At 42.5% G+C, this 13,622-nt stretch carries 12 protein-coding genes; 7 read left to right on the top strand and 5 right to left on the bottom strand.

Annotated features, from left to right (window positions below; translation table 11 throughout):
• Positions 1-57: 57 nt before the first annotated feature.
• The 3 genes from HCR01_RS35125 (at position 58) to HCR01_RS35115 (ending at position 2,216) form a co-directional block, all read left to right on the top strand.
• The gene (locus tag HCR01_RS35125; protein WP_320073249.1) at positions 58-1,278 is read left to right on the top strand and encodes a tetratricopeptide repeat protein; all 1,221 of its coding nucleotides are present in this window, start codon (positions 58-60) and stop codon (positions 1,276-1,278) included.
• Between the two features lie 212 nt (positions 1,279-1,490).
• Positions 1,491-1,745 carry a UPF0175 family protein gene (locus HCR01_RS35120; protein ID WP_193200542.1) on the top strand — a complete coding sequence of 85 codons (255 nt, stop codon included), beginning with the start codon at positions 1,491-1,493 and terminating at the stop codon, positions 1,743-1,745.
• 24 nt (positions 1,746-1,769) lie between these two features.
• Positions 1,770-2,216: a DUF3368 domain-containing protein gene (locus HCR01_RS35115; protein ID WP_226889989.1), complete on the top strand. Its 447-nt coding sequence runs from the start codon at positions 1,770-1,772 to the stop codon at positions 2,214-2,216.
• Between the two features lie 226 nt (positions 2,217-2,442).
• Here the strand turns inward: HCR01_RS35115 and HCR01_RS35110 are convergent, their stop codons facing one another.
• Both HCR01_RS35110 and HCR01_RS35105 read right to left on the bottom strand, forming a co-directional pair.
• Complete coding sequence (locus HCR01_RS35110; RefSeq protein WP_226889987.1) at positions 2,443-2,586, bottom strand: hypothetical protein; 144 nt, start codon at positions 2,584-2,586, stop codon at positions 2,443-2,445.
• Positions 2,587-2,694: 108 nt separating this feature from the next.
• Entirely contained in the window at positions 2,695-3,192 is a 498-nt protein-coding gene (locus HCR01_RS35105; protein WP_193200540.1) for a pentapeptide repeat-containing protein, read from the bottom strand.
• Positions 3,193-3,352: 160 nt separating this feature from the next.
• On the opposite strand from HCR01_RS35105, the gene gcvT reads away from it, so the two are divergent.
• The 3 genes from gcvT to gcvP all read left to right on the top strand — a co-directional run bounded on the left by gcvT (position 3,353) and on the right by gcvP (position 8,154).
• Positions 3,353-4,486 (top strand): glycine cleavage system aminomethyltransferase GcvT, encoded by a 1,134-nt coding sequence (gene gcvT, locus HCR01_RS35100; RefSeq protein WP_193200539.1) that lies wholly within the window; start codon positions 3,353-3,355, stop codon positions 4,484-4,486.
• Between the two features lie 124 nt (positions 4,487-4,610).
• Entirely contained in the window at positions 4,611-5,003 is a 393-nt protein-coding gene (gene gcvH / locus HCR01_RS35095; protein WP_162395843.1) for a glycine cleavage system protein GcvH, read from the top strand.
• A gap of 154 nt (positions 5,004-5,157) precedes the next feature.
• Complete coding sequence (gcvP, locus tag HCR01_RS35090; RefSeq protein ID WP_193200538.1) at positions 5,158-8,154, top strand: aminomethyl-transferring glycine dehydrogenase; 2,997 nt, start codon at positions 5,158-5,160, stop codon at positions 8,152-8,154.
• Positions 8,155-8,352: 198 nt separating this feature from the next.
• On the opposite strand, the gene HCR01_RS35085 is transcribed toward gcvP, so the two are convergent.
• From HCR01_RS35085 to HCR01_RS35075, 3 genes are all read right to left on the bottom strand, one after another.
• Positions 8,353-9,186, bottom strand: coding sequence for a metallophosphoesterase (locus HCR01_RS35085; protein ID WP_193200537.1), 834 nt, complete (start codon positions 9,184-9,186; stop codon positions 8,353-8,355).
• A gap of 230 nt (positions 9,187-9,416) precedes the next feature.
• Positions 9,417-10,247, bottom strand: a complete 831-nt coding sequence (locus HCR01_RS35080) for a metallophosphoesterase (RefSeq protein ID WP_193200536.1) — start codon at positions 10,245-10,247, stop codon at positions 9,417-9,419.
• Positions 10,248-10,688: 441 nt separating this feature from the next.
• Positions 10,689-11,990 carry a cation:proton antiporter gene (locus HCR01_RS35075; RefSeq protein ID WP_193200535.1) on the bottom strand — a complete coding sequence of 434 codons (1,302 nt, stop codon included), beginning with the start codon at positions 11,988-11,990 and terminating at the stop codon, positions 10,689-10,691.
• Positions 11,991-12,145: 155 nt separating this feature from the next.
• On the opposite strand from HCR01_RS35075, the gene HCR01_RS35070 reads away from it, so the two are divergent.
• The gene (locus HCR01_RS35070) at positions 12,146-13,513 is read left to right on the top strand and encodes a cytochrome P450 (RefSeq protein ID WP_193200534.1); all 1,368 of its coding nucleotides are present in this window, start codon (positions 12,146-12,148) and stop codon (positions 13,511-13,513) included.
• Positions 13,514-13,622 lie beyond the last annotated feature (109 nt).

The raw sequence follows: 13,622 nt of genomic DNA, 5'->3' as shown, positions 1-13,622 counted from the left end.
AATTAAAATAGCACTTGAATTAGTTAATCCTCAACATCTCAAAAATTGGTTTACAAATTGCTGTTACTGTACCTCATAAACTACGAATTTGCTGTAAATGTAGCAAAGCAAATTCCTCAACTGCCTAAGCGTGAAGATATTTTCAACCTCACTCCACATATCCCCCACCTTGCAGAAGTTGCAACCCACTTATCCCAGTATCTCAGCGACGAGGATTTAATTTGGCCTTTCATAGGCTTAGGCTGGTTTTATAAAGGTCAAGGACTTTATCAGCAAGCAGAACCTTGGTACAAACTATGTAAAGAAGTAGCTGAAAATCGTCTTGGTTTAGAACATCTTGGTGTCGCGGCTAGCTTGAGCAATCTTGCAGAACTTTACCATTCTACAGGACGCTACAGCGAAGCTGAACCTGTGTATAAGCAAGCTTTAAAACTGACAAAACGTTTACTCGGAGACAATCATCCCCATGTTGCTGATTGCCTGAACAATCTTGCAGAACTCTACCGTTCTACAGGACGCTACAGCGAAGCCGAACCTGTTTTTCAGCAAGCTTTGGAACTGAGAAAATGTTTACTGGGAGACAACCATCTCCATATCGCCCAAAGCATGAACAATCTTGCAGGACTCTATTATTCTACAGGACGCTACAGCGAAGCTAAACCTCTGTATCAGCAAGCCTTGGAACTGACAAGACGCTTATTGGGGGACAACCATCCCGATGTCGCCATTAGCCTAAACAATCTCGCAGTACTCTACCGTTCTACAGGACGCTACAGCGAAGCCGAACCTGTTTTTCAGCAAGCTTTAGAACTTGAAAAACGCTTACTGGGAGACAAGCATCCCAATGTCGCCACTAGCCTGAACAATCTTGCAGGACTCTATTATTCTACAAAACGCTACGGTGAAGCTGAATCCTTGTATCAGCAAGCTTTAGAACTATGGAAAAGTTTACTGGGAGACAAACATCCCAATGTCGCCACTAACCTGAACAATCTCGCATTGGTTTATGAATCTACAGGACGCTACAGCGAAGCTGAACCCCTTTATCAGCAAGCTTTAGAACTTAAAAAACACTTATTGGGAGAAAACCATCCTAGTATCGCCATTAGCCTGCACAATCTCGCAGAACTCTACCGTTCTACAGGACGCTACAGCGAAGCTAAACCCCTGTATCTGCAAGCTTTAGCAATTTGTGAGCAGACTTTAGGTGTAGATCATCCCAACACAAAAATGTTTCGGGGAAATTATAAAAGGTTTTTAAGAGAAGCATATCGCTAACGATCGCCTCCTGCACGCTATGCGATCGCACTCTTTCTCACAAAATCACACCAAATTGATGCAACACAACAGTTGTAGTTTAAAGTTTAGCAGCGATCTTCCCCTCATAACCAAAGTACAGTAAAGAATAGAGCGTAGACGTAGCCCGTCGTAGACATCGCTTTGCGGTTTCAAATTCCAAACGCCAAATTTGAGGTTTTGAGAATAAATTTATGCGAACAGTACCAATCCAATTACCAGAAACAGTATTTTCAGCACTTCGTAAAAATCCAGAAGAATTTATCCAAGAAATGCGAATTGCCGCAGCAGTTAAATGGTATGAATTAGGCGACATCTCACAAGCCAAAGCAGCAGAAATTGCTGGGCTAACTCGTGCTGAATTTATTAATGCTTTATCACGCTACCAAGTAGATTTTATGCAATATACTGCCCAAGAGTTAGCCCAGGAACTGGCAAATGTCGATTAATCGTGTAATTTTAACTCTTCACCTTTGATTGTTCTTATAAAAAGTCAACAAGCAAAATTAATTCCACAATTATTCACAGAAATTTTAGTTCCATTAGGTGTTTTTGAAGAAGTCACCACAAAAGATGATGTCGCATCAACACAATTACCCAGTATTTCTTGGATACAAATAGTAGAAGTTAATGCTATTGCTCCTGTTGTAGCAGCTTGGGATTTGGGAAAGGGAGAATCGCAAGTATTGAGTTTGGCACTAAAAAATTTAGACTGCGCCGCTATTGTTGACGATAGGGCAGCACGGCGTTGTGGTCAAGCTTTAGGTATTACTACTATCGGAACAGGAGGTTTGCTGATATTAGCAAAAAGACGTGGACTAATCCCAAGCATATCTCCTGGAATTCAAGCTTTGTGTGACGCTGGTTTGTGGTTATCCGATACTTTGGTCAATTTGCTCAAACAACAAGCAGGAGAATAACGATCGCACCTCTCAAACAAATCACACTATCAACCCCTCACTTGCAAAAATCTCTACTCAACTGCAACCAATAATTGATTCGACACAACACAACAGTTGTAGTTTAAATTTTAGGAGCGATCGCCTTCTACACACCCAACAGTAAAGTCAATAATACTGCGTAGGCGTAGCCCATCGTAGACATTGCTTAGCTATTTTGAGTACTAAACACTCCAAACTTGAGCTTCTAAATAGCAAGTTTCAAGCTCAAAGGTGCAACTGTCAGGTTCAAAGGCGCAACTTTCAGGTACAAAGCCGCAACTGTCATGCTCAAAGGTGCAACTGCCAAGCTCAAAGGCGCAACTTTCAAGTTCAAAGGTGCAATTGCCAAGCTCAAAGGCGCACCCGTCAGCCTTAAATGCTAACTTTCTGTGTTCTCTGCGCCCTCAGCGGTTCAAAAAGACATCCCCCTCTCCAACAAAGAAGAAGGGGTGAGATTTTACTTACATCCTAAAGACTCGCGAGTATCAACACCCGTTTTAGAATTTACACCATTTGCCTTAGCACAGAGCTTCTTCACTTGCTGTCCATCTAAAATTGCATTCGTGAAATCAGCACCCGTGATATTAACATCATCGAAAGTAGAACGTAGCATCATTGCATCTGTCAAAACTGTATCACTTAAATCAACGCTCTTAAACCTAGCTAGATAGGCTATGCCATTACTAAAATCTGCACCATGCAGATTTACTCCCTCCAAGACGCTACCGTTAAACACACCACCGCGTAAGTCAGCATTGCTAAAGTTGGCATTCTCTAGATTGACATTGGTAAACTCAGTGCCAACTAAATTTTGACCAGAGTAATCCTTGCCTTTGAATTCATCATTACCCACAGAACGGGTAATACTAGATGAACTTGCAGCTTGCGCCGATAGAGGAAACAAAAAAAGAACCATAGCTAAAACAAAGCTAGCTATTAGTCGCCAATATTTCATAATGTTTTCTTAACAAAACTCAACACTTGCATCATTAACTATTAAACCTCACTGTGCTGAAGTATAAAGTGGGAAATTTTCAGCCTTGAGCTTGAGCCTTCATCTTTTGCTAGCATCCCGTAGGATAGATAAATGTTGAGGTGCGATCGCAAAACTACCTGTGGCTAATCAAGAAGAAATCATCCAATCCTTGGCGCGAACTCCTTTATATCAACTGGGTGTAGAACTCAGAGCACGCCTTACCAGCTTTGGCGGTTGGGAAATGCCCGTACAATTTAGTGGCATTAGCCGCGAACACGAGGCTGTAAGAAATACAGCCGGGATGTTCGATATTTCCCACATGGGCAAATTTACTCTCCAAGGTAAAAACCTCATTTCCCAACTCCAGCCTTTAGTGCCTTCAGACTTGAGTCGGTTGCAAACCGGTCAAGCGCAATACACCGTATTATTGAATCCCCAAGCGGGAATTATTGACGATATCATTGTCTATTACCAAGGCGAAGATACTGGTATACAGCGGGCGTTAATTATAGTTAATGCAGCAACCACGGGTAAAGACAAAGCATGGCTATTGCAACACCTCGACCTAGATGAGGTGCAATTTCAAGACATTTCGCCAGATAAAGTCTTAATTGCTGTACAGGGGCCAAAAGCGATTAAATATCTCCAAACCTTGGTGCAAGAAGACTTACAACCAGTTAAAGCATTTGGACACCTCCAAGCAACGCTACTGGGCAAACCAGCCTTCATTGCTCGCACAGGTTACACCGGAGAAGATGGCTTTGAGGTGATGGTAGATCCAGATGTTGGAGTAGAATTGTGGCGAAAACTTTATAATGCTGGTGTCATTCCAGCCGGACTGGGTGCGAGAGATACTCTCCGGCTAGAGGCAGCAATGGCACTTTACGGGCAAGATATCGACGACACCACCACCCCCTTAGAAGCAGGCTTAGGGTGGCTAGTTCACCTGGACACCAAAGGTGATTTTATCGGTCGGGCAGTTTTGGCACAGCAAAAAGCTGATGGGGTGCAACGCCGACTCATCGGTTTGCAAACTCAAGGACGCAACATAGCCCGTCATGGCTACCAAATTCTATCCGCAGGTAAAATCGTGGGAGAAGTTACCAGTGGTACTCTATCGCCTACACTTGGCTATCCAATTGCCTTAGCCTACGTTCTCATCCAGCTAGCGAGTGTTGGTCAGCAGCTAGAAGTAGAAATTCGTGGCAAAGCTTACCCAGCAGTTGTAGTTAAACGTCCCTTTTATCGCTCAAAAAATCGTGTCACTAACTGATAACCATCGAAGTTTTTGAGGATAATGTGTTGTGAGTTACTCAATGTACAGTATGGTTAATTACCAAATATGACCAGGATGACTGTTGGGGTGATAAGTTTTTTGATACGGGAGGGGAAGTGATATGTCGTCTTTTGAATATCCTCAGGATTTAAGATACCTGGATACTCATGAATATGTCAGGATAGATGGCGAGATTGCCACCATTGGCATTACTGATTTTGCCGTAGACCAGTTGGGTGACATCGTATTTTTGGAACTGCCAGAAATTGGCGACGCTCTGACTAAGGGAGAAAACTTTGGCTCAATTGAATCAGTAAAAGCAGTTGAAAACCTGAGTTCACCCGTAACTGGCACAGTCATAGAACGCAATGAAACCTTGATTGAATCTCCCGAACAAGTGGCAGATGACCCCTACGCCGAAGGGTGGTTCTTGAAAGTGCGCGTCAATGACCCTGGTGAAGTTGAGGATGCCTTGACAGCAGATGAGTATCGCGCTCAGGTGGAAGGGGAGTAGGTATTAGGGATTAGGCACTGGGTATTGGGGTAAGGGAGAAAGGGAAAAACCATCCCCTTACCCTTTCCCCTTTAACCTTTTCCCCTCTTACAGAGTCCCCAGTTTAAGAGTATTTGTTGCAAAATATGAAATAGTTGCGTCTGGAGTTGAATTTGTGGTATCTTACGCCTCTATTCCTAAGTCTAGCGATCGCCAAGTGCTAGATGAAAAAGGTCAAAAGTTTAGTGATTTTACGCAAAGGCACATTGGGCCTAACTCCGATGATATCCAGCAAATGCTTGAGGTATTAGGTTTTTCCAGCTTGGATGCCCTGATTGATCAAACAGTGCCGCAGGCGATTCGGCTGAATAAAACGCTACAGTTACCAGAAGCACAAAGTGAGTACGCAGCACTAGCAAAGTTAAAACAAATTGCTGCTAAAAATCAGGTTTGCCGCTCATTCATTGGTATGGGATATTACGACAGTATCACCCCACCCGTAATCGGGCGTAATATCCTAGAAAACCCTGGTTGGTATACTGCATACACCCCTTATCAACCAGAAATTGCCCAAGGGCGACTGGAAGCGCTGCTAAATTTCCAAACAATGATTATCGACCTCACAGGTTTGGAAATTGCCAATGCTTCATTACTCGATGAAGCCACAGCAGCGGCAGAAGCGATGAGCCTAAGTTATGGGGTTTGCAAAAATAAGGCAAATGCCTATTTTGTGTCTCGTGACTGCCATCCCCAAACCATCGACGTGTTGCAAACACGGGCTAAACCCTTGGGGATTAACATTATTATTGATGACCATCAGACATTTGATTTTGATCAACCAATTTTCGGTGCAGTCTTGCAATACCCTGCAAGTGACGGCACTATTTACGACTACCGCGCTTTTATAGAAAAAGCCCATGCTGAGGGTGCATTGGTGACGGTAGCAGCAGACCCCTTAAGCCTAACTTTGCTAACACCACCCGGTGAATTTGGCGCTGACATTGCTGTAGGTAGCACCCAGCGCTTTGGTATTCCGTTAGGATTTGGCGGGCCCCATGCGGCATACTTCGCTACAAAAGAAGAATATAAGCGGCAGGTTCCAGGGAGAATCGTGGGTGTATCCAAGGATGTCTTCGGTAAGCCTGCATTGCGTCTCGCCTTGCAAACCCGCGAACAGCACATTCGCCGTGATAAAGCCACCAGTAATATCTGTACAGCACAAGTGCTGCTGGCGGTGATGGCAAGTATGTACGCTGTTTATCATGGACCAGATGGACTAAAGAAAATTGCTGACAAAATCCACCAATTAACTTTAATCTTGGCAGAAGGGTTAAAACGCCTGGACTGTAAGATAAGTTCTCAAAATTTCTTTGATACGCTGCGGGTAGAACTGGGAACACATAACTTAGAAGCAATTCTTGAAGCTTGTCAAGCACAAAATATTAACCTACGGATTTTCGACACAACCACTGTTGGCATCTCACTAAACGAAACCACTACACCAGAAGACTTAATTGACCTCTGGCAGATTTTTGCAGGAACAGACGATTTACCTTTCACCATAGAAGAATTAACTTCCACCCCTCTCCCTCTCTCACGTCAAAGCAGTTACCTAACTCACCCCGTCTTTAACCGCTATCACTCCGAAACTGAGTTGTTGCGTTATCTGCACAAACTAGAAGCTAAGGACTTATCCTTAACTACATCGATGATTCCTTTAGGGTCATGCACGATGAAGTTAAATGCCACATCTGAGATGATTCCAGTGACTTGGGAGGAATTTGGCAAGATTCATCCATTTGCTCCCCTGTCTCAAACACGGGGTTATCAAATCCTATTTCAGCAACTTGAGGCATGGTTAGCTGAAATTACCGGGTTTGCCGGAATTTCTCTGCAACCAAATGCCGGTTCTCAGGGCGAATATACAGGACTTTTAGTGATTCGTCAGTACCATGAAAGTCGTGGTGAAGCACATCGCAACGTCTGCTTAATTCCCCAGTCGGCACACGGCACAAATCCAGCAAGTGCGGTGATGTGCGGCATGAAGGTGGTGGCGGTTGCCTGTGATTTAGAAGGTAACATTGACCTTAATGACCTAAAAGCTAAGGCAGAAAAACATAGCAATGAACTCGCCGCCTTGATGGTGACATATCCCTCAACTCACGGTGTTTTTGAGGAGCAAATTCAGGAAATCTGTGCTGTTGTCCATGCCCACGGTGGCCAAGTCTACATGGATGGGGCGAATATGAATGCCCAAGTAGGGATTTGCCGTCCTGGAGATATTGGCGCGGATGTCTGTCACTTGAACCTACACAAAACCTTTTGTATCCCTCATGGTGGCGGTGGCCCTGGTATGGGGCCGATTGGTGTCGCCTGCCATCTTGTACCGTTTCTCCCCGGACACTCCGTATTAGGGACTGGGGACACTTCTCTACGAGAGGCTGCGCCAACGACAAGCTCAGTGCATCACTGGGGACTGGGGACTAGGAAGAAGGAAATTTCCAATACCCAGCATATTGGTGCTGTTGCTGCTGCGCCTTGGGGTAGTGCCAGCATCCTGGTAATTTCTTGGATGTACATTGTCATGATGGGTGCGGCTGGTTTGACGCAAGCAACTAAAGTGGCAATTCTCAATGCTAACTACATTGCTAAAAGACTTGAACCGTACTATCCCATTTTGTATAAAGGGAAAAATGCTTTAGTTGCCCATGAATGTATTTTAGATTTGCGTAGCTTGCGAGGCGCTTCGCCATCGCTCAAAAAATCTGCGAGCATCGAAATCGATGATGTCGCCAAGCGTCTCATAGATTACGGTTTCCATGCGCCGACTGTTTCCTGGCCTGTGGCGGGTACAATCATGGTGGAACCTACAGAAAGCGAATCTAAGCAAGAGTTGGATCGTTTTTGTGATGCCATGATTGCTATCCGAGCCGAAATCGCTGAAATTGAATCAGGCAAGGTGGATGTTCAAGATAATCTCTTGAAGAATGCACCCCATACTGCCGAAAGCCTCATCGCCGGAGAATGGCAGCATCCCTATTCTCGTGAACAAGCTGCCTACCCTGCGCCTTGGACTCGTGAACATAAATTCTGGCCGGCTGTCGGTCGTATTGACTCAGCTTTTGGCGATAGGAATTTTGTTTGTTCTTGTCTGCCAATGGACGCTTATTAAACATGAAGTGGAGAGTTAGGAGTTTTAACTAATTCGCGCCCTCGTTCTCCACGCTCACCTGTACTCAGTCAGGTCAGTGGTGGAATATAAAGCAGGCGGCGATGATTGCATATTTTCCTTATCTTTCCGCAGCAAAGACAAGGAAAATATGTATGATGGCGCAGAACGAGCGTCACTGCGAATTGACAATTGTTTTGGTCAATAATTAACTAACGTAATTACAGTAACTTCTGGTGGACAAAATAGGCGTCCTGGGCGATAAGTTCCTAAGCCGCGATTGACATATAATTGATTTTTTTCCACTTGATGGAATCCCTGCGCCCACTCCCAATATCGCACTACTTTAGAGCAATCTCCTAGCAAAAACGTCACCCAACATCGCAGTTTTTTAGGAATTTGTTTCAGCAGTTTTTTATAATAGACTACTAGAGGGCCAATGCCTGGAATCACAATATGACCACCATGGGTATGACCAGATAATTGCAAATCTACGCGCCATTGTTGCAATATCTTGGCTGTATCTGGATTGTGAGATAGAACTATGCGGGGTATATTGGGTTCTAATTGATTCATGATTATTGCGGGACGAAATTCCCTTGACCAATAATCAGCTAGTCCCACTAGCGGTAATTTTTTCCCTAGGGGATAAGCGATTTCATTCCAAAGCACATGAACCCCAATGCTAGTCAATGCTGCTGTAACTTCTGCTTGGGAGTGGCTGTAATGTATATCATGATTGCCCAGTACGGCATAGATACCATAGCGACTTTGCAGATGTTTGAGTCGAAGAACTAGTTGGTGAATTGGCGTGGGATCGTCAGTTACGTAATCACCAGTTAATAGAATTAAATCCGGTTCAACTTCGTTAGTAAGTGCGATCGCTTTTTCTAACATCTCTTCCGATAGTCGCAAACCATCGTAGTGAAAATCTGACAACTGCACCAGCTTTGTGCCTTGTAAAGATGCTGGAAGTTCTGCAATCTTAACCGTTATTTTATCGACTCTTAAATGTCCTGTAAACAACCAGTGCATATAGTAACTGACACTCCTCATACCAGCGTTTACAGCTTACCAAAAATTAAAATGTATCTTGAGCAACTGCAACAATTTCTGTCATAGAATCCAAATGAAATAAATGTATTGGTTGAAATTCTGATACCAAATTATACCAAATTAAGAAAGGATGCATTGTTTTAGTAACTTGTGAAGGTATTGTAAATTGCTTGTCTCCAGCCTTTTTGTATTTTAATTACGAATTAGTATTACTCACTTTGTAGCGTAATTACAGTAATTTCTGGGCGACAAAATAAACGACCGGGGAGATAAGTTCCTAAGCCACGATTGACATATAACTGATTTTTTCCAAGCTGATGTAAACCCTGTGCCCATTCCCAATGGCGGACAACAGAAAAATTTCTTCGTAAAAATGGTATGCGACGCCGTATTTTTAAGGGTATTTTTCGCACTATCTTTTTGTAAACAACCACCACAGGGCCGATTCCAGGAATCACGATTTGACCTCCGTGAGTATGACCAGATAATTGCAAATCGACTCGCCATGCTTGCAATATCTCCGCAGTATCCGGGTTATGGGATAAAACAATACGAGGTATAGCGGGGTCTAGCTGATTCATTACTGATGCAGGATTAAATTCCTTTGAGTAACGGTCTGCTAATCCTATCAGTGGCAATTCTTTTCCTAGTGGATAGGCAATTTCATTCCAAAGAACGTTAACCCCAATGTTAGTCAGAGCTGCTGTCACTTCCGCTTTGGAGTGTGTGTAATATATATCATGGTTGCCCAGTATGGCATAAATACCAGCACGACTGTGCAGATGTTTAAGTCGTAGTACTAGTTGATGAATTGGTGTGGGGCTTGTGGTTACGTAGTCACCAGTTAATAGGATTAAGTCTGGTTTTACTTGGTTGCTAACTGCGATCGCATTTTCTAACATTTCTTCTGACAGTCGCAAACCATCATAATGAAAATCTGACATCTGCACCAGTTTTTTACCTTGTAATGATGCAGGCAATCCTGCAATCCTAACCGTTAATCTCTGTGTACTCAACGGCCCAGATAACAACGAGTGCATAAGCTATTCGATAATCTTCAATCATAGCGTTTACAGCTTAACGAAAAATTATCTGATTTCTTGTAGCGACTAAAGTAAATTCTTAAAAATTTCATCAAAGCTATAGATTTAAATGTATTTGTACTAATTTAAATTTGATTTCCATTGAGTTATTTATGTTAAATATGTTACTTGCCTTTGTTTGGACGTGCGATCGCTTCCAACAGGACGTAGCCCATTGCCAAAACGTTTGGAAATAACTCCCATAGCTATCCATTTATTCCAACGAAGTCAGAAGTCAGAGGGAAGACGTTTGAGGGATGATCCTCTGACTTCTCGCGACCAAAGGAAGCAAGGGTCGCAATCCACGGCACGAATCAAAAATTCAGTAGCACTTATTTGGGTGGGGTCGCAATCTCCATGCAAATAGATAGGCGCTGCTAGATAGGCGCTGCTGCGAGTTTAATGACCTTCATCAATCGTAGCAGGAGGATTAGCATTAGTTTGGTTGGCAATCTTATGTTCATACCAATTCATTAATGGTGTTGAACTTATTCCATGTATGACTACAGAAACGATAATAGTGGTATAAGTAATCCAGGCGATTTGTTCGGCAGCTTCACCTTTTAAGCCATTACCAAACGCATAGGCAAGATAATATAAAGAGCCGACACCGCGGATACCAAACCAACCAAATAACCAACGAGTCGCTGGATGTAACTTACGGCGGTGAGAGTTGAAATGACGTATACCAATTGTGCTAATCCAAGCTCCTACAGGCCGGATTACCAAGAATAAGAGAATAATTACTAACAAGGATTGAGCAGCATGATTGAGCATTGGCTTGAATAACAATATTGATCCCAGTAATAAAATGGTTCCAACTTCTAGCAGTTTTTCAATTCGCTCAACAAATTCTAATTGAGCTAGTGATTTTTCAGGATTTCTATAACTGCGTTGGACAACTAACCCAGCAACAAATACTGCCAAAAAACCATAACCATTAACTATTTCTGTTAGAGAATAGGTTAATAAAATTGTGCTAATAGCGACAAAGTCTTCCATCAACTCATCGGCTTTGCGGCGTCTTTGCATTTTTTTGTCGAGCCAAACTACTGCTTTAGCGACAACAATTCCCATAACAATACCAGATGCGATCGCCCAAATCAAATCAACCAAAATCCACTGTTTCAGCCAGTTATTCCAGTTGTTATCTTTTAATGCATAAAGACCGAAATAAACAAATGGAAAAGCTAAAGCATCATTTAATCCACCTTCAGAAGTTAAACCAAAGCGTAACTCATCTTGGTCGTTGGTATCAGTTAGTTGAACTTCTGAGGCTAACACTGGATCAGTTGGTGCAAGAATTGCTCCTAATAAAATAGCCTCTCCCCAATTCATTCCTAAAAACATTTTACCCACAATAGCTAGAGCAAAAATTGAAATTGGCATCAACAATCCAATGAGTCTTGTTGTAATATTCCAATCTTTCCACCTGAGTGGGCGAACAATTTTTAAACCGCAGCTAAACACAGAAACAATCACCACAAATTCTGTTATCCGCCCTAGTAACTCGGCGTTAAATACATCATCTCGACGTAATTGAATCAGCCCAAAGCCATAAGGTCCTAACAAAATACCAACCACTAGGTAGATAATAGCGAAAGAAAGAGGTAATCGAGAAATCCAGCCGGAACCTAACGTAACCATCAGCAACAGTGTGCCAATAACCAATAGGTCAATAATATAGATATCTATATGCATAGTAATACACATTAAAAAAAGCTTGCTTTGCAAGTTTAGTTGCGATCGCTTGGTATCAAAAATATCTAGAGGTAGATTTAATAAAAATATTTCACATTTATTTCCAACTCTGTTAGGTTAGTGAAATAGCAATTACAATTATTGGAGTATTTGTTATGAAAATCCTAGATAGTCCACAAAAATCAAAATTGACACAGTTGCCTCAGTGGGTTTTTAACCCTTTAAAACTACTGGAAACAACTGCAAGAGAGCATGGTGACTGTTTTACGTTATGGCTGACTAGCAATAAGCCAATGGTCTTATTTAGTAATCCCCAAGCTATTCAGCAGATTTTTACGGCTCAACTAGAGCAATTAGACGCTAGAGGGTCAAGCCAACTTTTACAACCTTTGTTGGGAAAAAATTCATTAATATTGCTGTCTGGCGCATCTCATCAACGTCAGCGGCGGTTGTTGACTCCGCCTTTTCATGGCGAACGCATGAAAGCCTATGGTCAAGTTATTGCTAATATCACAAATCAAGTCATCAACGGTTGGAAAATTGGCGAACCTTTTTCTATCCGTGACTCCATGCAAGAAATTTCTCTAAAAGTAATTTTACAAGCTGTATTTGGCCTACGTGAAGGAGAACGTTTTACACGATTGCAAGAACTCTTAGGTTCCGTGCTTGATTTATCTGGCTCACCCTTACGTGCTACCTTAATGTTTTTTCCAGCACTACAAGTAGATTGGGGTACATGGAGTCCTTGGGGCAAATTTTTGCGTCAAATGCAGCAAATAGATCAACTAATTTACACTGAGATTCAAGAACGCAGAGATCAGCCAAATTCATCTCGAAGTGATATCCTCTCGTTAATGATGTCGGCGCGTGACGACAACGGTGAGCCGATGACAGATGTAGAGTTACGCGATGAGTTGATGACTCTATTAGTTGCTGGTCACGAAACTACAGCTTCCGGGCTGACATGGGCTTTATACTGGATTCATCATGTACCAGAAGTACGAACAAAGCTGTTGGCTGAGTTAGATAATATTGGTGAGAATCCAGATTGGAATGAAGTTTCTCGCTTGCCTTATTTAACAGCGGTATGTCAAGAAACATTACGCATTTACCCAATCATCATGCTTGCCATACCTCGTGTTGTCAAGTCACCAATCGAAATTATGGGCTATGAATTTCAACCAGGGACATTACTATCACCTTGTATATATCTAACCCATCACCGCCCAGATTTATATCCAGAACCGAAACAGTTTAAGCCAGAACGCTTCTTAGAACGGCAATATTCACAGTATGAATATTTACCCTTTGGTGGTGGTAATCGCCGCTGTATTGGTATGGCATTTGCCATGTTTGAAATGAAACTAGTATTAGCGACAGTGTTGTCACAGATGGAATTGGCATTAATTGATAATTATCTAGTTAAACCTACACGTCGAGGCATAACTTTAGCGCCTTCAGGCGGTAAGTGGTTAGTTGCAACTAGTCAACGGCAAAAGGTGAAAACACCTGTGGAGGTGTAATTAATATTAAACATACAGCAGTTTCGAGGTAAATGAGGTACAGTAAATATTAGTGCATCGAGAATGACAATGAAAGCGTACTCCATCGATTTGCGTTCAAAAATAGTAG

Origin of the sequence: Nostoc sp. MG11 (genome assembly GCF_014904695.1) — a bacterium.
Lineage (GTDB): Bacteria > Cyanobacteriota > Cyanobacteriia > Cyanobacteriales > Nostocaceae > Komarekiella.
The sequence above is the reverse complement of the archived record's forward strand: the minus strand, read 5'-3'. Positions and strand labels throughout refer to the sequence as shown.